19 protein-coding genes and 1 pseudogene are annotated in these 24,483 nt (G+C 73.0%); 19 read left to right on the top strand and 1 reads right to left on the bottom strand.

The features are described 5' to 3' along the window. Positions 1-96 precede the first annotated feature (96 nt). The 19 genes and pseudogenes from AB0A97_RS13450 (at position 97) to AB0A97_RS13360 (ending at position 23,729) form a co-directional block, all read left to right on the top strand. The gene (locus AB0A97_RS13450) at positions 97-1,278 is read left to right on the top strand and encodes an ROK family transcriptional regulator (RefSeq protein WP_361148477.1); all 1,182 of its coding nucleotides are present in this window, start codon (positions 97-99) and stop codon (positions 1,276-1,278) included. A gap of 460 nt (positions 1,279-1,738) precedes the next feature. Continuing rightward, complete coding sequence (locus tag AB0A97_RS13445) at positions 1,739-3,313, top strand: sugar ABC transporter ATP-binding protein (RefSeq protein ID WP_361148822.1); 1,575 nt, start codon at positions 1,739-1,741, stop codon at positions 3,311-3,313. Between the two features lie 125 nt (positions 3,314-3,438). Further along, positions 3,439-4,386: an ABC transporter permease gene (locus AB0A97_RS13440; protein ID WP_361148820.1), complete on the top strand. Its 948-nt coding sequence runs from the start codon at positions 3,439-3,441 to the stop codon at positions 4,384-4,386. 182 nt (positions 4,387-4,568) lie between these two features. Beyond that, entirely contained in the window at positions 4,569-5,588 is a 1,020-nt protein-coding gene (locus AB0A97_RS13435) for a substrate-binding domain-containing protein (RefSeq protein WP_361148818.1), read from the top strand. A 283-nt stretch (positions 5,589-5,871) separates the two neighbouring features. Further along, complete coding sequence (locus AB0A97_RS13430) at positions 5,872-7,074, top strand: Gfo/Idh/MocA family oxidoreductase (RefSeq protein ID WP_361148816.1); 1,203 nt, start codon at positions 5,872-5,874, stop codon at positions 7,072-7,074. A gap of 186 nt (positions 7,075-7,260) precedes the next feature. Continuing rightward, positions 7,261-8,274: a sugar phosphate isomerase/epimerase family protein gene (locus AB0A97_RS13425; RefSeq protein WP_361148475.1), complete on the top strand. Its 1,014-nt coding sequence runs from the start codon at positions 7,261-7,263 to the stop codon at positions 8,272-8,274. 141 nt (positions 8,275-8,415) lie between these two features. Continuing rightward, a complete protein-coding gene (locus AB0A97_RS13420) occupies positions 8,416-10,893 on the top strand; it encodes a PQQ-dependent sugar dehydrogenase (RefSeq protein ID WP_361148473.1) in 2,478 nt (825 codons plus the stop codon). A 96-nt stretch (positions 10,894-10,989) separates the two neighbouring features. After that, complete coding sequence (locus AB0A97_RS13415; protein WP_361148471.1) at positions 10,990-12,339, top strand: ThuA domain-containing protein; 1,350 nt, start codon at positions 10,990-10,992, stop codon at positions 12,337-12,339. Between the two features lie 161 nt (positions 12,340-12,500). Beyond that, a complete protein-coding gene (locus tag AB0A97_RS13410) occupies positions 12,501-13,643 on the top strand; it encodes an inositol-3-phosphate synthase (RefSeq protein WP_361148814.1) in 1,143 nt (380 codons plus the stop codon). After that, entirely contained in the window at positions 13,640-14,782 is a 1,143-nt protein-coding gene (locus AB0A97_RS13405; RefSeq protein ID WP_361148469.1) for an SCO3242 family prenyltransferase, read from the top strand. Before AB0A97_RS13410 ends, AB0A97_RS13405 begins: the two co-directional genes overlap by 4 nt. After that, positions 14,779-15,771: a sugar phosphate isomerase/epimerase family protein gene (locus AB0A97_RS13400; protein WP_361148467.1), complete on the top strand. Its 993-nt coding sequence runs from the start codon at positions 14,779-14,781 to the stop codon at positions 15,769-15,771. The genes AB0A97_RS13405 and AB0A97_RS13400 overlap by 4 nt, the downstream gene beginning before the upstream one ends. A gap of 329 nt (positions 15,772-16,100) precedes the next feature. After that, positions 16,101-16,613 (top strand): annotated as a pseudogene (locus AB0A97_RS13395) (EboA domain-containing protein); the annotation flags it as partial. A gap of 420 nt (positions 16,614-17,033) precedes the next feature. Then, positions 17,034-17,882, top strand: coding sequence for a TatD family hydrolase (locus AB0A97_RS13390; RefSeq protein ID WP_361148465.1), 849 nt, complete (start codon positions 17,034-17,036; stop codon positions 17,880-17,882). 13 nt (positions 17,883-17,895) lie between these two features. Further along, positions 17,896-19,203, top strand: coding sequence for a metabolite traffic protein EboE (gene eboE, locus AB0A97_RS13385; RefSeq protein ID WP_361148463.1), 1,308 nt, complete (start codon positions 17,896-17,898; stop codon positions 19,201-19,203). Beyond that, positions 19,200-20,594 carry a nucleotide pyrophosphatase/phosphodiesterase family protein gene (locus AB0A97_RS13380; protein WP_361148461.1) on the top strand — a complete coding sequence of 465 codons (1,395 nt, stop codon included), beginning with the start codon at positions 19,200-19,202 and terminating at the stop codon, positions 20,592-20,594. Before eboE ends, AB0A97_RS13380 begins: the two co-directional genes overlap by 4 nt. A gap of 107 nt (positions 20,595-20,701) precedes the next feature. Further along, the gene (locus AB0A97_RS13375) at positions 20,702-21,787 is read left to right on the top strand and encodes a sugar phosphate isomerase/epimerase (RefSeq protein ID WP_361148459.1); all 1,086 of its coding nucleotides are present in this window, start codon (positions 20,702-20,704) and stop codon (positions 21,785-21,787) included. An 85-nt stretch (positions 21,788-21,872) separates the two neighbouring features. Then, complete coding sequence (locus tag AB0A97_RS13370; protein WP_361148457.1) at positions 21,873-22,256, top strand: chorismate mutase; 384 nt, start codon at positions 21,873-21,875, stop codon at positions 22,254-22,256. Between the two features lie 94 nt (positions 22,257-22,350). Then, positions 22,351-22,929 (top strand): hypothetical protein, encoded by a 579-nt coding sequence (locus tag AB0A97_RS13365; protein WP_361148455.1) that lies wholly within the window; start codon positions 22,351-22,353, stop codon positions 22,927-22,929. A 143-nt stretch (positions 22,930-23,072) separates the two neighbouring features. Then, positions 23,073-23,729, top strand: coding sequence for a PASTA domain-containing protein (locus AB0A97_RS13360; RefSeq protein WP_361148453.1), 657 nt, complete (start codon positions 23,073-23,075; stop codon positions 23,727-23,729). Between the two features lie 154 nt (positions 23,730-23,883). Here the strand turns inward: AB0A97_RS13360 and AB0A97_RS13355 are convergent, their stop codons facing one another. Further along, on the bottom strand, positions 23,884-24,480 hold the full coding sequence (locus AB0A97_RS13355) for a class I SAM-dependent methyltransferase (RefSeq protein ID WP_361148812.1): 597 nt from the start codon (positions 24,478-24,480) through the stop codon (positions 23,884-23,886). Between the last annotated feature and the right edge of the window lie 3 nt (positions 24,481-24,483).

Here is a 24,483-nt window from a genome sequence, read left to right as displayed (position 1 = left end):
CGGACAAGCGCTGCTACGTTCCCCTCGAAAGCCCCGGCGCCTCCCGGTGCCGGACCACGTACGGCCGACGACGGCTGGAGGGGTGGCGTGAGGCGCATGACGGCGAGGCCGGCCAACGCGCACCAGGCGCGGCTCCTGCGCCTGCTCCGCGACCACGGCCCCAACTCCCGTGCCCAACTGGGCGACCAGGTCGACCTCTCGCGTTCCAAGCTGGCGGTGGAGGTGGACCGGCTGCTGGAGACCGGGCTGGTCGTCGCCGACGGTCTCGCCGCCTCCCGGGGCGGCCGCCGCTCGCACAACGTCCGGCTCGCGCCCGCCCTGCGCTTCCTGGGCATCGACATCGGCGCCACCTCCGTCGACGTGGCCGTCACCAACGCCGAGCTGGAGGTGCTGGGTCATCTGACCCAGCCCATGGACGTGCGCGAAGGGCCGGTCGCCGTCTTCGAGCAGGCCCTCGCGCTGGCGGGCAAGCTGAAGGCGAGCGGGGTGGCCGAAGGGTTCGACGGCGCGGGCATCGGCGTGCCGGGGCCGGTCCGCTTCCCCGAAGGCGTACCGGTGGCGCCGCCCATCATGCCGGGCTGGGACGGCTTCCCCGTACGGGAGGCGCTCAGCCAGGAACTGGGCTGCCCGGTCATGGTCGACAACGACGTCAACCTGATGGCGGTGGGGGAGCAGCACGCGGGCGTCGCCCGCACCGTGCAGGACTTCCTCTTCGTCAAGATCGGTACGGGGATCGGCTGCGGCATCGTGGTGGGCGGCGAGGTCTACCGCGGGACGACGGGCAGCGCCGGCGACATCGGCCACATCCAGGTCGAGCCGGACGGCCGTCCGTGCGCCTGCGGCAACCGCGGCTGCCTGGAGGCGTACTTCGGCGGGGCTTCCCTCGCCCGTGACGCGGAGGCCGCCGCGCGCGAGGGCACCTCACCGGAGCTGGCGGCGCGGCTGGCGACGGCCGGTTCGCTCGGCGCGCCCGAGGTGGCCGCCGCTGCCGCCGCCGGCGACCCCGTCGCACTGGACCTGATCCGGACCGGCGGGAGCCGCACCGGCCAGGTCATCGCCGGTCTCGTCAGCTTCTTCAACCCGGGGCTGGTGGTGATCGGGGGCGGGGTGACCGGCCTCGGCCACACCCTCCTCGCCGCGATCCGCACCCAGGTCTACCGCCAGTCGCTGCCGCTGGCGACGAACAACCTGCCCATCGTGCTGGGGGAGCTGGGGCAGGCGGCCGGCGTCACCGGCGCCGCGCGCCTCATCAGCGACCACCTCTTCTCGCCCGCCTGACGCACCGTTCGCAGCACCACCCGCCGTACCGCTTCACGCACCATGTCACGCGCCCGCTCCCGCACACCGCCCGCACACCGCCCGAGCGGCGCCCGGGCGGCGCCGAGCACGCCGTACGTCCGTACCGAAGTGACTCCGTACGCCAGTGACCGCCGTACCGCCCCTGTCGCGTCGTACCGCCTGCGTTTCGTCGTATCGCCACCGTTCCGTCGTACCGTCCCCGTTTCGTCGCACCGCCTGCGTTCTTTCGTACCGCCCCCGTACCGCCGTACCGCCCCGTACCGCCTTACGTTCCGCACGCGTCCGTCCGCGCCGCAGCGTGCCTGTACCGCCCGCACCGCCCGCACCGTCCGGCCGCTCACCGACGTCGTCGAGGAGGCTGCACGCCATGGCACCAGAGCGCCACCCCGGACCGCCGGCCTCGTCCGGACCGCCGGGCCCCGGTGAACCCCTGCTCACCATGTACGGCATCAGCAAGTCCTTCCCCGGCGTACGGGCCCTGGACGGTGTCGACCTCGATGTGGCGGCCGGTGAGACGCACTGCCTCCTCGGCCAGAACGGCGCCGGGAAGTCCACCCTGATCAAGGTGCTGGCCGGGGTCCACCAGCCCGACGCGGGCGAGATCCGCTGGCAGGGCGCACCGGTCGTACTGAAGTCGCCGGCCGCCGCCATGCGGCTCGGCATCGCCACCATCTACCAGGAACTCGACCTGGTGGAGCACCTGTCGGTGGCCGAGAACGTCTTCCTCGGGCACGAACGGGCCACCGCAGGTTTTGTCCGCCCCCGTGAGGCCCGGACCGCCACCGCCACGATCCTGCGCCGTCTCGGTCACCCCGAGATCGACCCGCGCGCGCCGGTCGGCTCGCTGTCCGCCGCCGGGCAGCAGATCGCCTCCATGGCCCGTGCTCTTTCCCACGACGTACGGCTGATCGTCATGGACGAGCCGTCCGCCGCCCTCGATCCGGACGAGGTCGGCAACCTCTTCCGGATCGTCGCCGGCCTGACCGGCGCGGGTGTCGCGGTCGTGTACATCTCGCACCGGCTGGAGGAGATCCGCCAGGTCGGCGACCGGGTCACCGTCCTCAAGGACGGCCGGGCGGCGGCCCGTGGGCTGGACGCGCGGACGACCCGTACCGGGGACATCGTGACCCTGATGACGGGCCGAACCGTCGAGCACACCTTCCCCGTACGGCAGCGCGCGGCGCCCCCCGTGCCCACCGCGGACAGTGCCCCCGCCCCCACCCCGGCCTTCACCCCCGTCCCCACCGCCGCCCCCACCCCCACCCCCGCTCTCACCGTCCAAGGGCTCGCCCGCCGCGGCGAGTTCGCACCGCTGGACTTCGACCTGTACCCGGGGGAAATCCTCGGGCTCGCCGGGCTCGTCGGGTCCGGGCGCTCGGAGATCCTGGAGACCGTCTTCGGCGCGCGCCGTCCGACCGCGGGCCGTGTCCTCGTCGGCGGACGCCCGCTGCGCCCCGGCAGCGTCCCCGCCGCCGTACGCGCGGGGCTCGGCCTCGCCCCGGAGGAGCGCAAGTCCCAGGCCCTGCTGCTCCTGGAGTCCGTCAACCGCAACGTCTCGGTCTCCTCGCTGCCGCGCTTCTCCCGTGCCGGGTGGCTGGACCGCGTGGCGGAACGTTCCGCCACCAGCGCCGCCACCCGGAACCTGTCGCTGCGGCCCGACGACCCGGACCGGCCGGTGCGGACCCTGTCCGGCGGCAACCAGCAGAAGGCCGTACTGGCCCGCTGGCTGCTGCGCGGCTGCCGGGTGCTGCTGCTCGACGAGCCGACCCGCGGGGTGGACGTCGGCGCGCGCGCCGAGCTGTACGCGCTGGTCAGGCGGCTCGCCGACGACGGGGTGGCGGTGCTGCTGGTGTCGAGCGAACTTCCCGAAGTCCTGGGTCTGGCCGACCGCGTGCTCGTCCTGCGCGAAGGCCGGGTCGTGCACGAGGACAGCGCGGCGGCCCTGGACGAACACCGGGTGCTCGACCTGGTCATGGCAGGCAGCGCCGACACACCGCGAGGAGACCGACCGTGAACACCTCCGGAGAGAAAGTGCCCCGCCGACCGGTGCCCGCGGGTGCCGGAAGCGCCCCGGCGTCGGACCTCGCGCCGGGCCCCGCGCCGGAAGCGCCCGGCCCGCCGCCGGTCCGCGCCCCCGGCGTGCGCGGCCGGCTGCGCGCCCGCGCCGACGTCCGCAACCTTTCCCTGCTCGGCGTGCTCGCGGCGCTCGTCGCCGTCGGCGCCCTCACCCGGCCCGAGCAGTTCCTGAGCGTGCAGAACCTGCAACTGGTGCTCACCCAGGCGTCGGTGATCGGTGTGGTGACCGTCGGCGTCACCTTCGTGATCATCGGGGGCGGGATCGACCTGTCCGTCGGCGCGATGGTCGCCCTCGCGACGGTCTGGGCGACGACGGTGGCCACGCAGGAGTACGGACTCGGCGGCATCCTGCTCTGCGCGCTGCTGGTCGGCCTCGGCTGCGGGCTGGTCAACGGGCTGCTGGTCTCGTTCGGCGGCATGGTGCCGTTCATCGCCACGCTCGCCATGCTCGCCGCCGCCCGCGGACTCGCCCTCCAGATCAGCCAGGGCGGCACGCAGATCGTGTCGGTACCGTCCGTACTGGATCTGGGCCGCCGCGACGCGTACGTCCTCGGCGTCCCGCCGATCGTGCTGGTCTTCGCCGCCGTCACCATCACGGGCTGGCTGCTGCTGAACCGTACGACCTTCGGGCGGCGCACCGTGGCCGTCGGCGGCAACCCGGAGGCGGCGCGGCTGGCGGGCATCGACGTACGGCGGCAGCGGCTGCTGCTCTACCTGCTGTCCGGACTGTGCTGCGGCATCGCCGCGTTCCTGCTGATCGTGCTGACCGGGTCGGGCCAGAATTCCAACGGCAACCTCTACGAGCTGGACGCCATCGCCGCCGCGATCATCGGCGGCACCCTGCTCAGCGGCGGCCGCGGCACCGTCACCGGCTCGGTGCTCGGCGTCCTCGTCTTCACCACGATCACCAACCTGTTCGCCCTGAACAACCTGGAGACCGCCGTCCAGCAGATCGCCAAGGGCGCCATCATCGTCGTCGCCGTACTGGTCCAGAAGGGGCACAAGTCATGACCGACAGCACGCCAGGCCCGTACGGCCCGCCAGGCGCGAACGACATGCCAGGCCCGTACGACACGTCTGACACGTTCGACACGTCTGGCCCGTACGACACGTCTGGCTCGTACGGCACATCCGGCCCGTGCGGCAGGGAGGCGGGCGCCTCGGCCACTGCCCGCGGCGGCAGTCGCCGGAGCATGCTCTTCGGCGCGGCGGCCGTCTCGGCCGGAGCCCTGCTCAGCGCCTGTACGAGCAACCAGCGCGGCGACGCGTCCTCGGGCGCCACGCAGCAGCAGGCGGGCGGCGCCGACGACAAGCCGGGCAAGAAGGTCACCATCGGTTTCGCCGGACCGCAGGCCGACCACGGCTGGCTCAACGCCATCAACCAGAACGCCAGGAACCGCGCGAAGCGCTACCGGGACGTCACCCTCGACATCACCGAGGGCTCCAACGACACCGCTCAGCAGATCGGGCAGATCGAGACCCTCATCAACAAGAGGGTCGACGTCCTGGTCGTCCTCCCCGCCGACGGCAAGGCGCTCACCCAGGTCGGGTTGAAGGCCATGCGGGCCGGCATCCCCGTCGTCAACCTCGACCGGGTCTTCGCCTCCCCGCAGGCGTACCGCTGCTGGATCGGCGGCGACAACTACGGCATGGGCCTGAACGCCGGGCGCTACATCGGCGAGCAGCTCAAGGACAAGCCGGACGCGAGGGTCGTGGAACTGGCCGGCATCGACACCCTCGAACTGACCCGGGAGCGCACCAGGGGATTCGACGACGCCCTGAAGAACTACCCCAACATCCGCAAGGTGGGGCGGCAGGCCGCCGAGTTCACCGTGGAGTCGGGGCAGGCGAAGATGGCCGGTCTGCTCCAGGCACACCCCTCCTTCGACGCCCTGTGGAACCACGACGACGACCAGGGCGTGGGCGCCGAGCGCGCCATCGAACAGGCCGGGCGGGACGGCTTCCTGATGGTCGGCGGCGCCGGCTCCCGGCGCGTCATGGAGACCATCAAGGCGGGCAACTCGGTGCTGAAGGCCACCGTCCTGTACCCGCCGACCATGTCGGCCTCGGCCGTCGACCTGGCCCGCGCCCTCGCCCAGGGCCGGGGCATCTCCGGCACCGCCGAGCTGGAGATCCCCGCCTCGGTGACCCTCTACTCCGCCGTCGTCACCAAGGACAACGTCGACGACTACCTCCCCACCGGCTTCAACTGACCGAACCGACCGCACAGTTCCACGGAAGACCGCCGACCACGGCCGACCGACGAGGTGATGCATGAATGACCGCGACGAGCACGGTGAGAACGCCGACCGCGACGAGCACGGTGAGCACGGCGATCGTGGTGACCGCGACGATCGTGGTGACCGCGACGACCGCGACGACCACGTGCGGAATCCGGCCCCGCACGCCGCACGGCCGGTTGCGGAGGTGACCCCGCCGGCCCCGCGCCCCCAGCAGCCCCCGTCGCCCGGCCCGCGGGCCGAACTCGGCATCGGCATGGTCGGTTACGCCTTCATGGGCGCCGCCCACTCCCAGGGCTGGCGCACCGCGGGCCGTGTCTTCGACCTGCCGCTGCGCCCCGCGATGAACGCGGTGTGCGGCCGGGACCGGGACGCCGTCGCGGCGGCCGCGGCCCGGCACGGCTGGGCCGCCGCCGAGACCGACTGGCGGCGCCTGCTCGACCGCGCCGACGTGCAGCTCGTCGACATCTGCACGCCGGGCGACAGTCACGCCGAGATCGCCCTCGCCGCGCTGGCGGCCGGCAAGCACGTACTGTGCGAGAAGCCGCTGGCCAACTCCGTGACGGAGGCGGAGGCGATGGCGGCCGCCGCCGAGACCGCCCGGGCCCGCGGCCAACGCGCCATGGTCGGCTTCAACTACCGCCGCACCCCGGCCGTCGCCCTCGCCCGCCGTATGATCCGGGACGGCCGGATCGGCACCCTGCGGCATGTACGCGCCACCTACCTCCAGGACTGGCTGGTCGACCCCGAAGCGCCCCTGACCTGGCGGCTGCGCCGGGAACAGGCGGGCTCCGGAGCGCTCGGCGACCTCGGCGCGCACCTTGTCGATCTCGCCCAGTACCTGGCGGGGGAACAGCTCGCGGGCGTCTCCGCGGTCACCGGCACCTTCGTACGGGAACGGCCGCTGCCCACCGGCGGCCCGGGCGCCGTCACCGTCGACGACGCCGCGCTGTTCACCGGCCGTTTCGCCTCCGGCGCGCTCGCCTCCTTCGAGGCCAGCCGGGTCGCCGCGGGCCGCAAGAACGCGCTGCGCATCGAGCTCAACGGGGCCCACGGCTCGCTCGCCTTCGACCTGGAACGGCTCAACGAACTGTCCTTCCACGACCACACCGAACCGGCCGTCGCGGCCGGCTTCCGCCGCATCCTGGTCACCGAACCCGGCCATCCGTACCTGGAGGCGTGGTGGCCGCCCGGCCACGGTCTCGGCTACGAGCACACCTTCGTCCACCAGGCACGCGACCTCGTGCACGCCATCGCGGCCGGCCGTGAGCCCGCGCCGTCCTTCGCGGACGGGCTGCAGGTGCAGCGGGTGCTGGCGGCCGTCGAGGACAGCGCGGCAAGGAACTGCGCGTACACGCCCGTACCCGTATCCGCACCCGAATCCGCTTCCGCCCCCCACTCCGCTCCCGTACCCGGATCCGGTCCCGCAGCCGTGCCGGTGGCCGACATCCCCACCTGACGCGGCCCTCCCTCTTGTCAGCCGCGCCCGCCGACCGGATCGTTTCCTCGCAAGCGGCCACCGCACCACCCGTACCGCCCCGCTCGCCTCCGTACTCCCGTACCGCCCCGTACTCCCGTACCGCCTCGTACCCCCGAACCTCTCCGCCCGCCCGCCCACTCGTCCGCCCGCCCCGAGGAGTCACGTATGGCCAGACCGTTCACGCTCTTCACCGGCCAGTGGGCCGACCTGCCCCTGGAAGAGGTCTGCCGGCTCGCCCGCGACTTCGGCTACGACGGCCTCGAACTCGCCTGCTGGGGCGATCACTTCGAAGTGGACCGGGCCCTCGCCGAGCCGGGCTACCTCGCCACCCGGGGAGGGCTCCTCGACAAGTACGGCCTGAAGTGCTGGGCCGTCTCCAACCACCTGGTGGGCCAGGCCGTCTGCGACGCGATCATCGACGAGCGGCACCGTGCCATCCTGCCCGCCCGCGTCTGGGGCGACGGCGAGCCGGAGGGCGTACGGCGCCGGGCCGCCGCCGAGATGGCGGACACCGCACGCGCCGCCGCGGCCTTCGGCGTACGGACCGTGGTCGGCTTCACCGGCTCCGCGATCTGGCACCTGGTCGCCATGTTCCCGCCCGTACCGCCCTCGACGATCGACGCCGGTTACACGGACTTCGCCGAGCGGTGGGGGCCGGTCCTGGACGTCTTCGACGCGGAGGGCGTGCGCTTCGCCCACGAGGTGCACCCCGGCGAGATCGCGTACGACTACTGGACCACCCGCCGCGCCCTGGAGGCGGTCGGCGACCGGCCCGCCTTCGGTCTGAACTTCGACCCCAGCCACTTCGTCTGGCAGGACATCGACCCGGTCGGCTTCCTGTACGACTTCCGGGACCGCATCTACCACGTGGACTGCAAGGAAGCGCGGCGCCGGCTGGACGGCCGCAACGGCCGTCTCGGCTCCCACCTGCCCTGGGGCGACCCGCGCCGCGGCTGGGACTTCGTCTCGGCCGGGCACGGTGAGGTGCCCTGGGAGGACGTTTTCCGGATGCTGCGTTCGATCGGTTACGAGGGCCCGGTGTCGGTCGAGTGGGAGGACCCGGGCATGGACCGCCTCCAGGGCGCGCCCGAAGCGCTGGCCCACCTCAAGTCGTACGACTACGAGCCGCCCGCCGCCGCGTTCGACGCGGCATTCGGAGCGGACCCGTCCGGCGGCTGAGGACCGGGCGCTCACGACGTATCTCCGCGGGCATCGCGACTCCCCAGCTTCCGCCGGGAGGTGCCCCCCCAGGCGCGCACCCCGGCCGGGCCGCATGGCCGAGCGACACCCCTTCGCCCACCCACCCGCAAGGGAGGCACCGTGCACCGAAGATCACGCCGAGGCACCCTGCGCCCGGCACTCGCCCTGTTCGCGAGCGCGCTGCTGGCCGCCACGTCCCTGTCCCTGGCCGGAGTCCCGGCCGCCACCGCCGTACCGGCCGCGGGCGCGACGCAGTCCGCCGCGGCCGCCGCCGAGGACTTCCAGCAGGTCACCCTCGCCAAGGGGGAGCCGGAGACGGGCGAGCCGATGACGCTCGCCGTGCTGCCGGACCGGTCCGTGCTGCACACCTCCCGCGACGGAACGGTTCGCCTGACCGACGCGGGCGGCACCACCAAGGTCGCCGGCAAGCTGCCCGTCTACAGCCACGACGAGGAGGGCCTCCAGGGTGTCGGCATCGACCCCGGGTTCGCCGCCAACCGCTTCGTCTACCTCTACTACGCGCCCCCGCTCGACACCCCCTCCGGCGACGCCCCCGACGAGGGCACCGCGGCGGACTTCGCGAAGTTCGACGGCGTCAACCGCCTCTCCCGCTTCATCCTGAAGGCCGACGGCACCCTGGACCCGGCCAGCGAGAAGAAGATCCTGGACGTGCCCGCCTCCCGTGGCATCTGCTGTCACGTGGGCGGCGACATCGACTTCGACGCACAGGGCAACCTCTACCTCTCCACCGGCGACGACTCCAATCCGTTCGCCTCCGACGGCTACACGCCCATCGACGAGCGCGCGATCCGCAACCCTGCCTACGACGCCCAGCGCAGTGCGGGGAACACCGATGACCTTCGCGGCAAGATCCTGCGTATAAAGGTCAACGCCGACGGCACGTATTCCGTTCCCGACGGCAACCTCTTCCCGGCCGGCACCGCGAAGACCCGGCCCGAGATCTACGCGATGGGCTTCCGCAACCCCTTCCGGATGAGCGTCGACAAGCCCACCGGCACCGTGTACGTGGGGGACTACGGGCCCGACGCGGGCACCGCCGACCCGAAGCGCGGCCCGTCGGGCCAGGTCGAGTTCGCGCGTGTCACCAAGCCCGGCAACTACGGCTGGCCGTACTGCACCGGCGACAACGACGCCTACGTCGACTACGACTTCGCCACCGAGACCCCGGGCACCCCCTTCGACTGCGCCGCGCCCAGGAACACCTCGCCACGCAACACCGGGCTGGCCGACCTGCCGGCCGCCCAGCCCGCGTGGATCCCGTACGACGGCGGGTCGGTGCCCGAGTTCGGCACCGGCTCCGAGTCCCCGATGGCCGGACCCGTCTACCGCTACGACGCCGCCTCCACCTCGCAGATCAAGTTCCCGCAGGCGTACGACGGGAACTTCTTCGCCGGGGAGTTCGGACGCCGCTGGATCAAGCGCATCGAACAGGCCGCCGACGGCACCGGGCGGACCATCAACGCCTTCCCCTGGAAGGGCACCCAGGTCATGGACATGGCCTTCGGCCCGGACGGCGCGCTGTACGTCCTGGACTACGGGACCGGCTACTTCAACGGAGACGAGAACTCCGCCCTCTACCGCATCGAGAACGCCACCGGCGGCCACTCACCGGTCGCCGAGGCCAAGGCCGACCGTACCTCCGGACAGGCGCCGCTCCGGGCGAAGTTCACCGCCTCGGCCACCGACGCGGACGGCGACGCGCTGACGTACACCTGGGACTTCGGCGACGGCACCACCTCGCAGCAGCAGAACCCCGCCCACACGTACCGCAAGAACGGCACCTACACCGCGACAGTCACCGCCGAGGACCCCGGCGGCCGCACCGGCACGGCGAGCGTGTACCTGACCGTCGGCAACACCGCTCCCAAGGTCACCCTGCGACTCCCCGGGGACGGCCAGCTCTTCACCTTCGGCGACAAGGTCCCGTTCGAGGTCGAGGTCACCGACCCCGAGGACCGCACCGTCGACTGCGCCAAGGTCAAGGTCACCCACATCCTCGGCCATGACAGCCACGGCCACCCCGTCACCTCCGCCACCGGCTGCTCCGGCACCATCCAGACCTCGGCGGACCACGAGCACGACCCCGACGCCAACATCTTCGGGGTCTTCGACGCCGAGTACACCGACCGGGGAGCCAACGGCCAGCCGCCGCTGACCACCCACGACCAGGCCGTCACCCAGCCCCGGCACCGCCAGGCCGAGCACTTCGGCACCTCCCGCGGCGTCCAGGTCATCACCCACACACCGGCGCACGGCGGCCGGACCGTGGGCGACATCCACGACGGCGACTGGATCGCGTTCCAGCCGTACCTCGTCAAGAACGCCAAGAAGTTCACCGCCCGGGTGTCCTCCGCCGGGTCCGGCGGCACGCTGGAGATCCGTACGGGCCGGGCGGACGGACGGCTGCTCGGCAGCGTCAAGGTACCGGTGACCGGCGGCTGGGAGACCTTCACCGACGTCTCGGCCGCCCTCGGCGGCAAACCCCCGGCCGGTACCACCACCCTCTACCTCGTCTTCAAGGGCAGTGGCACCGGCGCCCTCTACGACCTGGACGACTTCACCTTCACCACCGGCTGACCCCAGGTGGCCACCGGGGCGGGCGGGCGGCGCCCGGGACGACCGGACGCGGAACCGCCGGCCGCCCGCCCCGTGGCCGGAGGAAGGAGACCCCGTATGCACCCGTTTGCCCGGCTGGCCACCACCGCGGCCGCCGCCGCCCTGCTGGCGACCACGGCCCTGTCCGCCGGCACCACCCGTGCCCCGGAACGCGACGCGCACCGGGTCCTGGTCTTCTCCAAGACCGCCGGATTCCGACACGACTCGATCCCCGACGGCATCGCCGCCGTCAAGGCCCTCGGCAAGCAGCACGGCTTCACCGTGGACGTCACCGAGGACGCCGACACCTTCAACGACAAGCACCTGTCCCGGTACGCCGCCGTCGTCTTCCTCTCCACCACCGGAGACGTGCTGCACCCCGCCCAGCAGCAGGCGTTCGAACGCTACATCGCGCGCGGCGGCGGATACGTCGGGGTGCACGCTGCCGCCGACACCGAGTACGACTGGCCCTTCTACGGCGAACTGGCGGGCGCCTACTTCCAGTCCCACCCCGCCGTGCAGCCCGCCACCGTACGCGTCGAGGACCGCGCCCACCCGGCCACAGCCCACCTTGCGGAGGTCTGGAACCGCACCGACGAGTGGTACAACTACCGCAGCAACCCGCGCACCCGCGCCCACGTCCTCGCCACCCTCGACGAGTCCACCTACAACGGCGGCACCATGCGCGGCGACCACCCCATCGCCTGGTGCCAGGAGTACCGCGGCGGCCGGGCCTTCTACACCGGCCGCGGCCACACCCGTCAGTCCTTCGCCGACCCCGCCTTCCGCACGCACCTGCTGGGCGGCATCCGCTGGGCCACCGGCGCCGCACAGGCCGACTGCCGCCCGGAGACCGGCTACCGGCCCCTCTTCGACGGCACCTCCACCCGTGGCTGGAAACAGGCCGGCCCCGGCTCCTTCGCCCTGGAGGACGGCACCCTCACCTCCACCGGCGGCATGGGTCTGCTCTGGTACGCGGCAAAGGAGTTCGGGTCGTACTCCCTCAAACTGGACTGGAAGATGTCCGGCGCCGACGGCGACGACAACTCCGGGGTCTTCCTCGGGTTTCCGCCCTCCGACGACCCCTGGTCAGCGGTGAACAACGGCTACGAGATCCAGATCGACGCCACCGACGCCCCGGACCGCACCACCGGTTCCGTCTACGGATTCCAGGCAGCCGACACCGAGGCGCGCGACGCCGCGCTCAACCCGCCGGGGGAGTGGAACACCTACGAACTCCGGGTCGAGGGCGAACGGCTACGCGTGTTCCTCAACGGACGCAAGATCAACGACTTCACGAACACGGACCCGGCGCGCAGCCTGCGCCAGGGCCACATCGGCATCCAGAACCACGGCGACGAGGACCGGATCTCCTTCCGCACCATCCGGGTGAAGGAGTACGAGACGGCGGCGAAGGGCGGCAGATGATGACGGGGTCGGAGTGGGCGGTGGGGGCGGAGCGCACGGCGGAGGCGGGCATGGGTGTGGAGGGGGTTGGGAGTGGTGGTGGGCTGAGGCCGGGCTGGGGTGCTGGGGGTGGTGGCGGGTCGGGGCCGGGTAAGGGGGCTGGGGACGGTGGCGGTGGCCGGCTGGATTCTGGCGGGGAGTTCAGGGGCGGTGGTGGGCGCACGGGGGTGTGGCTGGTCGGGGCGCGGGGATCGGTCGCGACGACCGTGGTCGCCGGCTGCGCCGCCGTCGCCGCCGGGCTGCACCCGCCGACCGGCATGGTCACCGAGACCGCGCCGTTCGACGGAGTCCCGCTGCCGCCACTGTCCGCCCTCGTCTTCGGCGGCCACGACACCACCTCGTACCCGCTGTCCAAGCGGGCCGAGGAACTCGCGGCCGGCGGCGTGCTCCCGTACGGCCTGCCGGACGCCGTACGCGCCGAACTGGTCGCGGCGGACGAAGCCGTACGGCCCGGCGGCCCGCTCCCCGGCGACGACCGCGACGACCGGGAGCTGGTCACCGCCTTCACCGCCGACCTGCGCGCGTTCCTGCGGACCCACGCACTCGACCGTGCCGTCGTCGTCAACGTGGCCTCCACGGAGCCCGCGGCCGGGGGCGAGCGCGCTGACGACCGCCTTCCGCCCAGTTCCCTCTACGCGCACGCGGCGCTGCGCGCGGGCTGTCCGTACGTCAATTTCACGCCCTCCACCGGGATGCACCACCCGCTGCTCCAGCAGATGGCCGTGTGCAGCGGGCTGCCGTACGCGGGCCGCGACGGCAAGACCGGACAGACCCTGCTGCGCTCCGTGCTCGCCCCGATGTTCGCCCAACGGGCCCTCGCCGTCCGGGCCTGGTCCGGCACCAACCTGCTCGGCGGTGGCGACGGTGCCACCCTGACCGACCCGGCGGCCGCGGCCGCCAAGAACGCGGGCAAGGCACGCGTCCTCGCGGACAACCTCGGCGCCGCACCGCCCGGCGAGGTGCACATCGACAACGTCCCCGCCCTCGGCGACTGGAAGACCGCCTGGGACCACGTCGCCTTCGAAGGGTTCCTCGGCAACCGCATGATCCTCCAGACCGTCTGGCAGGGCTGCGACTCGGCGCTCGCCGCGCCGCTGGTCCTCGACCTGGTGCGGCTGGTGGCCGCCGCGCACGCGGCCGGCATCTCCGGGCCCCTCGGCCCCCTCGGCTTCTACTTCAAGGACCCGGACGGCGGGTCCGCCGCCCTGGCCGACCAGTACGCCGAACTCCTCGCCTTCGCCCACGACCTCCGGATCCGCCGATGAACCTCCCGCCGACCGCCGCCACCGGGCCTACCGGCCCCGCCGACGTCTCTTCCGTTCCCTCTCCCTCACGCGTCGCGCCGATCCGTGCCTCCTGTGCCTCCTCTCCCTGGCTGGAACTCTTCCGGGTCTCCGCCCTGTTCAGCGTGCCGGGGGACCTGCTGACGGGGGCCGCGGCAGCCGGCGCCCGGCCCGGCCGCCGCACCCTCCTCGCCACCGGCTCCTCGCTCTGCCTCTACGAGGCGGGCATGGCGCTCAACGACTGGGCCGACCGCGACACCGATGCTGTCGAACGCCCAGGACGCCCCATCCCGTCCGGCCGCATCGCCCCGGCCGCCGCCCTCGGCGCGGCCGCCGGGCTGACGGGGGCGGGCCTCGCCCTGGCGGCCGCGGCCGGTCGGCCGTCCCTCGTCACCGCCACGGCGCTCGCCGCCACCGTCTGGGCGTACGACCTCCACCTCAAGAACACCCCGGCGGGTCCGCTCGCCATGGCCTGGGCCCGCGCCCTCGACGTACTGCAGGGCGCGGCTTCGGTGGCTCCGGTGCGATCGGGGCGGGCGATATGGACGCTGCGGAGGGCGTTGCCATCGGCCGCGTTGCTCGGCACGCACACGCTCGCGGTCACCACGGTCTCGCGCCGCGAAGCGCAGGGCAGTTCGCCGGCCCTGCCGCTGGCCGCGTTGGGGGTAGTGGCTGCGGTGGGCAGGGTGGTCGGAGGGGCGAGGGGGATCAGTGGTCCCAGTGGTTCTAGTGGATCCGGTGGTACGAGTGAGCTCTATGGTGCTAGTAGGTCCATCGGGCCCGTCGGGACTGTCGGTGCCAACGGCAACACCTCCGTCACCGACCCGGTGACCAAGCCCCTCGCCAACGCCCTCCCCGACGCCTTCCCCGCATCCCTCGCCAGGCCCCTCGCCCGAGCCGCCGCCGTCCTCTACGCCGGGACCGCCGCCCGCCCCTTCTTCCACGCGGCCCTCAATCCCTCGCCCTACCTGCTCCAGCGCGCCGTCGGCAGCGGGATCCGCGCCATGATCCCGCTCCAGGCGGCTCTCGCGGCCCGGGCCGGCGCTCCCGGAACGGGGGCCGCACTGCTGGCTCTGGTGCCCGCCGCCCGGCGGCTGTCCCGGAAGGTCAGCCCGACATGACCACGACGAGTCCGCTTCGCCTGGCCTACGGCACCAACGGCCTGACCGACCTTCGGCTGACCGACGCCCTGGCCCTCCTGGCCGACCTCGGTTACGACGGCGTCGCCCTCACCCTCGACCACATGCACCTCGACCCCCTCGCCCCCGACCTCGCGTCGTGCACCGGTCAACTGGCACGCCGCCTCGACACCCTGGGCCTGTCCGTCGCCGTCGAGACCGGCGCCCGGTACGTCCTCGATCCCCGGCGCAAGCACCACCCCACTCTCCTCGATCCCGATCCGGACGCCCGTACGGCCCGCGTCGACCTGCTCCGCACCGCGGTCCGCGTCGGCGCCGACCTCGGCGCCACGGCCGTGCACTGCTTCAGCGGGCCCCGGCCCTCCGGTACGCCGGAACCGGACGCCTGGCACCGCCTCGCCGGTGCGCTCACCCCCGTACTCGATGCGGCCGCCACCGCCCGCATCCCCCTCGCCGTCGAACCCGAACCGGGCCACCTCCTCTCCGACCTCGCCGGCTTCCACCGTCTACGCGCCGCCCTCGACGCCCCGCCCGCCGAAGTCCTCGGCGTCACCCTGGACATCGGCCACTGCCAGTGCCTGGAGCCCGAACCGCCCGCCGCGTGCGTCCGCGCCGCCGCGCCTTGGCTGCGGCACGTCCAGATCGAGGACATGCGGCGCGGCGTGCACGAGCATCTCCCGTTCGGCACGGGGGAGATCGACTTCCCGCCGGTCCTGGCAGCGCTCCGGGACACCGGCTACCAGGGCCTGGTCAGCGTCGAGCTGCCCCGCCACTCCCACGCGGGCCCCGACCTCGCCCGTACCTCCCTCTCCTTCCTGCGCACCGCCGACCCCGCCCACACCGACCCCGCCCACACCGACCCCGCCCACGCTGACACCGGACCACCGAGCCCCACCCGCACCCCTGAACCGGCCCGCGCCACCGTCCCCTCACACCCGTCCGTCCCGAGCGCAGGAGACCCGCGATGCTGACGCCGGAGGCATGGATGGCCCAGCTCCAGACGGCCCTGCGCGACCGGCTCGGCGGCGCCGCACGCGCCTGGCTCGACGAGGCGCTGGACGAAGCACACGCCGAAGCCCGAGCCACAGCCACAGCCCGAGCCGCAGCCGAAGCCCGAGCCACAGCACGAGCCGGAGCCGAAGCTGAAGCCACAGCACGAGCCACGGCCGAAGCCGCAGCCGCAGCCGAAGCCCGGACCGCAGCACCAGCCGCGCCCGAAGTCCGGACCGCGGCACCAGCCGAAACCGCAGGCCCCCGGGCCCCGGCGAGCAGCAGCGGCCCCGCCCTCTCCTACACGGCATACGCCCCGCCCGTGTGGGAGATGCGCTTCGCCTCGGCGGGCCGGCACTGCACCCGTCGTGAGCCGCCGCACGCGCGGGACCGGGAAGCGGCCGAGGCCGCCCGCATCCTGCTCCTGCACACGGCCCGCGCCGACACCCGTACCGTCACCCGGCTCTACGAGCACGGCACCGCCGCCGAACGCCGCGCCGTGCTCATGGCGCTGCCCCACCTGGACCTCGGCCCGAGCGCCCGGCCGCTCGTCGAGGACGCGCTGCGCACCGACGACACCCGGCTGGTCGCCGCCGCCGTGGGCCCGTACGCCGCCCGTCACCTCGACGCGCACACCTGGCGGCACGCCGTACTGAAGTGCCTGTTCACCGGCGTCCCGGTGACTGCCGTGGCCGGCCTGGCCGAACGTGCCCGCGGCGATACGGAGCTGGCCCACATGCTCACCGCGTACGCCCGGGAGCGCACTGCCGCGTACCGCCCCGTACCCGCCGACCTTCAGCGCGTCCTGGACCTCACCGCACCGTCCGCATCCACCGCCCCACACGCACCCCCTTTCCCGTCCGATCCCGACCTCGACCCTGATCCCGCACCCGCCTCCACGCCCGCGTCCCCTCCCGCCTCCACGCCCGCGTCCCCTCCCGCCTCCACGCCCACGTCCCCTCCCGCCTCCACGCCCCCTCCCGCCTCCGCGCCCGCAGCCGCGCCCGCCACCGCTCCCGACCCCGCCTCCTCACCCGACGTCCCCCTGCGACCTCCCGTACCTCCCTTCCAGCACCGCACCGCGCCTGAGCCCCGCACCTGAGCCCCGCACCCGAGTCCGGCACCGGCGTCCCCGCACTTGTCCTCACCGGTGTGCCGAGCCCGGCCCCCGGCACGCGCACCGGCTCCACGTCCCCAGCCCCGTCCACCGGCCCCGCCTCCCCCGGCCCGCGAGGAGACCAAGATGCGCATCTTCGACCCGCACATCCACATGACCTCCCGCACCACGGACGACTACGAAGCCATGCACGCCGCGGGTGTCCGCGCCGTCGTCGAGCCCTCCTTCTGGCTGGGGCAGCCCCGCACCTCGCCCGCCAGTTTCTTCGACTACTTCGACTCCCTCCTCGGCTGGGAACCCTTCCGTGCCGCCCAGTACGGCATCGCCCACCACTGCACGCTCGCCCTCAACCCCAAGGAGGCGAACGACCCCCGCTGTACCCCCGTCCTCGAAGCCCTGCCCCGCTACCTCGTAAAAGACCCGGTCGTCGCCGTCGGCGAGATCGGCTACGACTCGATGACCCCCGCCGAGGACACCGCCCTCGCCGCCCAGCTCCAGCTCGCCGTGGACCACGGCCTGCCGGCCCTCGTCCACACCCCCCACCGCGACAAGGCGGCGGGCCTCAGGCGCACCCTCGACGTCCTGCGTGAATCCGATCTGCCCCCCGATCACGTCGTCCTGGACCATCTCAATGAGACAACGGTAGGGGAGGCCACTGACAGTGGCTGCTGGCTGGGCTTTTCCCTCTACCCGGACACCAAGATGGACCCCGACCGCATGGTGCGCATCCTGCGTCTGCACGGCACCGGCCGGTTACTGGTCAACTCCGCCGCCGACTGGGGCCGCAGCGATCCGCTGAAGACGCGGCGCGTCGGCGAGGCCATGCTGGCCGCCGGGTTCACCGAGGACGACGTGGACCAGGTGCTGTGGCGCAACCCCGTCGAGTTCTACGGGCTCAGCGGCCGGCTGGACCTCAGTACGCCGTCGCCGGGCGCCCTGCACGAGGGCAACTCCATCCTCCGCGGCGGGGAATGAGAGGGGGCGGGCCATGCGCTTCCGGCACCCCGACGGTTCGACCGTCCACCTCGCGTACTGCACCAATGTCCACCCGGCCGAGACCCTGGACGGGGTGATCGCCCAACTCCGTGATCACTGCGAGCCCGTACGCAAGCGGCTCGGCCGGGACCGCCTCGGTATCGGCCTGTGGCTGGCCCGCGACGCCGCCCGCGCGCTCGTCCACGATCCCGCCGCACTGCGCGGGCTGCGTCGTGAACTCGACCTCCGCGGCCTCGAAGTCGTCACCCTCAACGGTTTCCCGTACCGCGGCTTCGGCGACAGCCACGTCAAATACCGCGTCTACCGGCCCGACTGGACCGAGCCCGCGCGCCTGGACCACACGGCCGACCTCGCCCGGCTGCTGGCCGCGCTCCTCCCCGACGACATGACCGAGGGCACGATCTCCACCCTGCCCCTCGCCTGGCGCACCGACTTCGACGCGGTACGCGACGCCGCCACCCGGCGCGCCACCGTTCGCACCGCCCTGCACACCCTCGCCGGCCGGCTCGACGCCCTCGAAGAACTCACCGGCCGGTCCGTCCGTGTCGGCCTGGAGCCCGAGCCCGGCTGTCTCGTCGAAACCACCGCCGACGCCGTCGAGGCGCTGGGACACGGACGAAGCGAGCCGTCCGGGCCCGCCGAGCCACCAGGGCCCGCCGGCCTCGCCGGCCTCGCCGAGTCACCCAGCCCCGCCGGCCCCGCCGAGCCGTCCCGGCCCGCCGCGCCCCCCGCCCACCGCATCGGTGTCTGCGTCGACACCTGCCACCTCGCCACCTCCTTCGAGGACCCGCACACCGCCCTCGAAGCCCTCGGCCGGGCAGGCATCCCCGTCGTCAAGGTCCAACTGTCCGCCGCGCTGCACGCCGAACACCCCGACCGCCCGGATGTACGCGCCGCCTTGGGTGCCTTCGCCGAACCGCGCTTCCTCCACCAGACCCGCACCCGCACTTCCGACGGGCGGCTGCGCGCCACGGACGATCTCGACGAAGCCCTGGCGGGGGAGGCCGCCGGCGGCCTGCCGGACACGGCGCCGTGGCGCGCCCACTTCCACGTGCCGCTGCACGCCCCGCCCGAGCCGCCGCTCACCTCCACCCTCCCTGTCCTCCGGGACACGCTGGCCCTCCTCGTGGGCGGGTCCGTACCGCGCACCTGTCACCTCGAAGTCGAGACCTACACCTGGCAGGCCCTCCCGCCGGGCCTGCGCCCCCGCAGCAGAAGCCGCCTCGCCGACGGCATCGCGGCCGAACTCGCCCTCGCCCGCGACCTGCTGGCCGACCTCGGACTCAAGGAACTCCCATGAGCGCAGCACCGAACCGCCTGCTCGTCCTCGACGTCGTCGGCCTCACCCCCCGCCTCCTCGCCCACATGCCGCACCTCCAGGCGCTTGCGGACACCGGCGCGACCGCACCGCTGGACACCGTGCTGCCCGCCGTGACCTGTACGGTCCAGTCCACGTTCCTCACCGGCGCGACGCCCGCCCGGCACGGCGTCGTCGGCAACGGCTGGTACTTCCGGGACGTCGGCGAAGTCCACCTCTGGCGCCAGCACAACGCCCTCGTCGCAGGTGACAAGGTCTGGGACGCCGCCCGCCGCGAACACCCCGGCTACACGGTCGCCAACGTCTGCTGGTGGTACGCCATGGGCGCCGACACCGACTGGACCGTCACCCCGCGCCCCGTCTACTACGCCGACGGCCGCAAGGAACCCGACTGCTACACCCGGCCGCCGTCCCTCCACGACGAACTCACCAGCCGCTTCGGCACCTTTCCCCTCTTCACCTACTGGGGGCCCACCGCATCCCTCCCCTCCTCCCAGTGGATCGCCGACGCGACCCGCCACCTGCTGCACACCCGCCGTCCCGACCTCACCCTCTGCTACCTCCCGCACCTCGACTACGACCTGCAGCGGTACGGCCCGGACGACCCCCGCGCCGCCGTGGCCGCCGCCGCGCTCGACACCGTCATCGGTCCCCTCCTGTCCGACGCGCGCTCCGCGGGCGTCACGGTCGTCGCCCTGTCCGAATACGGCATCCGGCCCGTCCGGCGGTCCGTGGACGTCAACCGCGCCCTGCGCCGCTCCGGCCTGCTGGAGGTGCACACGCAGGACGGGATGGAATACCTGGACCCCACCGCTTCCCGGGCCTTCGCCGTCGCCGACCACCAGATCGCCCACGTCTACGTACGCCGTCCCGAAGACCTCGACGCGGCCCGCGCGGCCCTCACCGGACTGCCCGGCCTGGACCGGCTGCTCGACGACGAAGGCAAGAAGGCGTACGGCCTGGACCACCCCCGCTCCGGCGAACTCGTCGCCCTCGCCGAGCCCGACGCCTGGTTCACCTACTACTACTGGCTCGACGACGCCCGTGCACCCGACTTCGCGCGCCTCGTCGAGATCCACCGCAAACCCGGCTACGACCCGGCCGAACTCTTCATGGACCCCCGGGACCCGTACGTACGCCTGCGCGCGGCGACCGCCCTGGCCCGCAAGAAGGCGGGCCTCCGCTACCGGATGGCGGTCGTCCCGCTCGACCCCGAGCCCGTACGCGGTAGCCACGGCCTGCTCCCCGCGGCCGGAGCCGACCCCGCCGACGGCCCGCTCCTCATCTGCTCCGCACCCGACGCACCCCTGCACACCCCCTTCGCCGCCACCGACGTGAAGTCACTGCTCCTTCATCTTGCCCGCACCCACTGACAACGCGCCCCCGCCAGCCACCGACAACGCGCCCCGCCACCCACCGCCCACCCACCGACAACCCGCTTCGCCCACCCACCGGCCACCGATCGAGGAGCCCACCCACCATGCCGTTCCACCGACACAGCCACGACGACCCGCAGCAAGCCGCCCTCAGACGCACCCTCCACCGCCGCGGATTCCTCGGCGTCGCCGCCGGCGCCTCGGCGGCCGCACTCCTCACCACCGGATCGGCCCCCGCACGTGCCGCCCAGTCCGCCGCCCCGGCGACTCCCGCCCGGCACCCCCTCCACCGCCCCGTACTCCCGCCCGGCCGCCTCGGCATCCAGCTCTACACGCTCCGCGACCAGACCTCGTCCCTCGGTTTCGCCCGCGTCTTCGAGGAGCTGGCCCGGTACGGCTACGACGAGGTCGAGTTCGCCGGCTACACCCAGGGCTCCGCCGGCGCGATCACCCTGCGCCGGATCAGGCGGCTCCTCAGGGACAACGGCCTGCGCGGGATCGGCAGCCACGTCGGGTACGCCTCGGCAGACCCCACCGCGTACACGTTCGCCACCGCCCTGACCAGGGTCCTCGACGACGCGGAGGCCCTGGGCCTGCCGTACGTCGGCACCCCGTCCGGCCCCGACCGGTACGGCAACACCGTCGACGCCTGGAAACGTGCCGCCGCCGAATTCAACGCGTACGGCGCCGCCGCCCGGGCCCGCGGCATGCGTTTCTACCACCACAATCACGCCGAGGAATTCGCTTTCGCCACCGACGACCCACGCGTCCGTCTTTATGACGTCCTGCTCGCGGAGACCGACCCGCGGCTCGTCTTCTTCGAGATGGACATCTTCTGGGCCTATGTGGCGCAGTACCGTTTCTCCCGGCGTCCGGACGGCACCCCCGCCCCCTTCGAACCTCTCGACTACGTCCTGGCCGCGCCCGCCCGCTACCCCCTCTTCCACGTCAAGGACGGCGAGCACGACACCGCCACCCAGGACGGCTACCGCATGGTCGACGTCGGCGACGGCGACATCGACTACCGCCGCTTCCTCTCCGCGGTGGAACACCGCCGCGGCCGCCGCTGCGCCCACTGGATCGTCGAACGGGACGACGCCGTGGACCCGGCCGCCAACCCGGCGGGCTCCCTGTCGACCGCCCGCCGCTCCGCCCGCCATCTGCGGAGCCTGCGCGCACCGTGCGGTTAAGCCGTACGCCGGTGGCCGGGTAGTGTGCTCAGGATCAGCGCTACCCGACCGGGGCCACCGGTACGACCAGATTGGCGAGACGTACATGAGCGAGAGGACCGCACCACCGGCGGGCGACGCGACCTCCGTCGCCGACGAGGAGGCGCGGGAGCGCCTGCTCTACCTGCGCGGCAGCATCGACAACCTGGACGCCGCACTCGTGCACCTGCTCGCCGAGCGCTTCAAGTGCACCCAGCAGGTCGGTGAACTGAAGGCCCGCCACAACCTCCCGCCCGCCGACCCGGCCCGCGAGGCCACCCAGATCGCCCGCCTGCGCAGACTGGCCGAGGACGCCAAACTGGACCCGGCCTTCGCCGAGAAGTTCCTGAATTTCATCATCGGCGAGGTCGTACGCCACCACAAAGCCATCGCGGACCAGGAAGTCGGCCGGGAGGACGCCCCCGGCCGACGCGATGTGGCCATCGGCTGACGGTCCTCCCGACACGCTCAGGTCCGGCTGAGAGGGCGAGGGCCGCCGGTCCGGGGAACCCCCGCTGTCAGTGGCCGTCGTTATCGTCCTTGCCATGACCGCGGGAAACCGTCTGCTGGACCGGATCGAGCGCACCCCGGACGTCCGGGAACTGCTGCGCTCGTCCTTCGCCTTCGACACCGGGCGGCGGAACGGCGACGGCCTGCGCCTCGCCTCGGGCGCGCCGCTGGAGCCGATCGCCGGGGAGTTCGCAGGCGGGACGTACTTCCTGTGCCCTGAAACAGACGGCCGTCGGCCGGTGGTGTACGCGAGCTCCGAGGGGCAAGGCGGTCTGATCGCCGACGACCTGGCGGATGCGCTGGAGATCATCGTCGGCCTCGACTGGAGGGACTGTCTCGGCTTCTCCGGCGGCGGTGACGCAGCCGTCATGCAGGTCTCCGCCCAGCATCTCGAACGGCAACTGGCCAGGGACGCTCCGGAGATCGCCGAGGACCGTGCCCGGGTCGCCGAGGCTCTTTCGCTACGTGTCGTGCCGGTCACCGACCTCGTCGTCCGGCTGCACGAGGCCGCCTCGCGGACTGTGCCCGAGTACGTGGTGACCACCGAGGGCGGGGGCGAGTACGGGCCGCTCTTCGGCGCACCCTCGGAACCGCGTCCCGGAGGGTGGGACTGAGCCACCGGCCGCGCCCGGCCCCGCGAACAGGTTTTCCCCCGGTTCCGCGTACAACCCTTGCCGGTGATCGGAGGTCTCCGTCTCCGTCACGGTCTGTTACGGCGTCGTCTCTGAACCGGCGTCCTTCCCGTACTGGGGGAACCATGCACCGCACCACCGTCTCCGCCGCTGCTCTCGCGGCGCTCTGTCTCGGGCTCACCGCCTGTCAGCCCGCGGGGAGCGCCGACGGCGGTGGGGGCTCGCCCACGAAGGCGGTGGCGGAGCCCAGTGTGGCCGCGGAGACCACACCAGGGCCCGCTCCGGCCCGGAAGGCCACGTTGCCCGATCTGGTGGGGAAGGGGTTGCAGAGCGCGCAGGACTCCGCCCAGGCGGCGGGATTCCGGGTGCTGCGCAGTCATGATGCGCTCGGCCGCGGACGGATGCAGGCGCTCGACCGGAACTGGAAGGTCTGTACGCAGACCCCGGGGCCAGGCCAGGCCGACACCGGCAGGACGGTGGACTTCGGCGCGGTGAAGCTGACGGAGTCCTGCCCCGAGACCGACGCCGGGTCCGGGGCCGCGGCGGACGCGTCCGCCGCGGCCGGATCGGCCATGCCGGACTTCCGGGACAAGTCGGTGAAGGTGGCCCGGCGCGCTCTCGACGCCGGTACCGGCATCACGGTCAAGGACGCGTCGGGCCGCGGGCGGATGGTGCTCGTGGAGTCCAACTGGAAGGTGTGCCGACAGAGCCCGGCAGCGGGCACGAAGCTGGAGGGGCAGCCGGTGACACTGGAGGCGGTGAAGTTCCAGGAGGACTGTTGAGGCTGGATGGGCCTGTCGAGATCCGCTGAGTCTACTGAGCCGGCTTAGTCCGCTGAGCCGGTTGAGCCTGCCGAGCCCACTGGGTCGGCTGAGCCTGCCGAGTCGGCTGATTCGGCTCAGCCTGCTGAGCCTGCCGAGTCGGCCGAAGTCCGGTTCAGCGCGGGCGCCGGGCTCGCAGGACGGTGTCGTGAGTGTGGGGGGTGCCGGCGGGCGCGGGAACCGTCCGGGGGCGGGTTTCGTTGATCTGTACGGTCCAGTCGGGGTCGAGGAGCCGGGCGACGTCCGCGGGCCGGTAGTAGTCGGCCGGATCGAAGTCGGGCTGTGCGGGCAGGCCGGTCATGTCGTGGCCGACGAAGAGCAGGGTGCCGCCGGGGGCGACGGCGGCCAGCAGCCCGCGCAGCGCGGTGTGCTCCGGCTCGCGCACGAGCGGGAAGTACTGGACGGACACCAGGTCGAACGCGTCGGCCGGGGGCGGCGTGACGGCCAGGTCGGCCCGTGCCCAGGCGACGCGGTCGGCGACGTCCGCGGTCGCCTCGGCGGCGCGCCGCAGGGCGACCTCGGAGATGTCCACCCCGGTGACCTGCCAGCCTTGCCGGGCGAGCCACCGGGCGTCGGCGCCTTCACCGCACCCGACGTCGAGTGCCTGCCCCGGCGGGCAGCCGGTGATCTCGGTGACGAGCACACCGTTGGGCGATCCGCTGAAGAGCTGGTCGCGGCTGCTGTACCGGTCGTCCCAGAACTGGGCGTCCATGAT

Origin of the sequence: Streptomyces sp. NPDC045470 (assembly GCF_040646595.1) — a bacterium.
In the GTDB taxonomy this organism is placed as follows: domain Bacteria; phylum Actinomycetota; class Actinomycetes; order Streptomycetales; family Streptomycetaceae; genus Streptomyces.
The sequence above is the reverse complement of the archived record's forward strand: the minus strand, read 5'-3'. Positions and strand labels throughout refer to the sequence as shown.

Bases quoted from the DNA above. Each gene is read 5' to 3' on its own strand.
- AB0A97_RS13450 (WP_361148477.1), top strand. From the start codon at position 97: ATGACGGCGAGGCCGGCCAACGCGCACCAGGCGCGGCTCCTGCGCCTG.
- AB0A97_RS13445 (WP_361148822.1), top strand. From the start codon at position 1,739: ATGTACGGCATCAGCAAGTCCTTCCCCGGCGTACGGGCCCTGGACGGT.
- AB0A97_RS13435 (WP_361148818.1), top strand. From the start codon at position 4,569: ATGCTCTTCGGCGCGGCGGCCGTCTCGGCCGGAGCCCTGCTCAGCGCC.
- AB0A97_RS13430 (WP_361148816.1), top strand. From the start codon at position 5,872: ATGGTCGGTTACGCCTTCATGGGCGCCGCCCACTCCCAGGGCTGGCGC.
- AB0A97_RS13425 (WP_361148475.1), top strand. From the start codon at position 7,261: ATGGCCAGACCGTTCACGCTCTTCACCGGCCAGTGGGCCGACCTGCCC.
- AB0A97_RS13415 (WP_361148471.1), top strand. From the start codon at position 10,990: ATGCACCCGTTTGCCCGGCTGGCCACCACCGCGGCCGCCGCCGCCCTG.
- AB0A97_RS13405 (WP_361148469.1), top strand. From the start codon at position 13,640: ATGAACCTCCCGCCGACCGCCGCCACCGGGCCTACCGGCCCCGCCGAC.
- AB0A97_RS13400 (WP_361148467.1), top strand. From the start codon at position 14,779: ATGACCACGACGAGTCCGCTTCGCCTGGCCTACGGCACCAACGGCCTG.
- AB0A97_RS13390 (WP_361148465.1), top strand. From the start codon at position 17,034: ATGCGCATCTTCGACCCGCACATCCACATGACCTCCCGCACCACGGAC.
- eboE (WP_361148463.1), top strand. From the start codon at position 17,896: ATGCGCTTCCGGCACCCCGACGGTTCGACCGTCCACCTCGCGTACTGC.
- AB0A97_RS13380 (WP_361148461.1), top strand. From the start codon at position 19,200: ATGAGCGCAGCACCGAACCGCCTGCTCGTCCTCGACGTCGTCGGCCTC.
- AB0A97_RS13375 (WP_361148459.1), top strand. From the start codon at position 20,702: ATGCCGTTCCACCGACACAGCCACGACGACCCGCAGCAAGCCGCCCTC.
- AB0A97_RS13370 (WP_361148457.1), top strand. From the start codon at position 21,873: ATGAGCGAGAGGACCGCACCACCGGCGGGCGACGCGACCTCCGTCGCC.
- AB0A97_RS13365 (WP_361148455.1), top strand. From the start codon at position 22,351: ATGACCGCGGGAAACCGTCTGCTGGACCGGATCGAGCGCACCCCGGAC.
- AB0A97_RS13360 (WP_361148453.1), top strand. From the start codon at position 23,073: ATGCACCGCACCACCGTCTCCGCCGCTGCTCTCGCGGCGCTCTGTCTC.
- AB0A97_RS13355 (WP_361148812.1), bottom strand. From the start codon at position 24,480: ATGGACGCCCAGTTCTGGGACGACCGGTACAGCAGCCGCGACCAGCTC.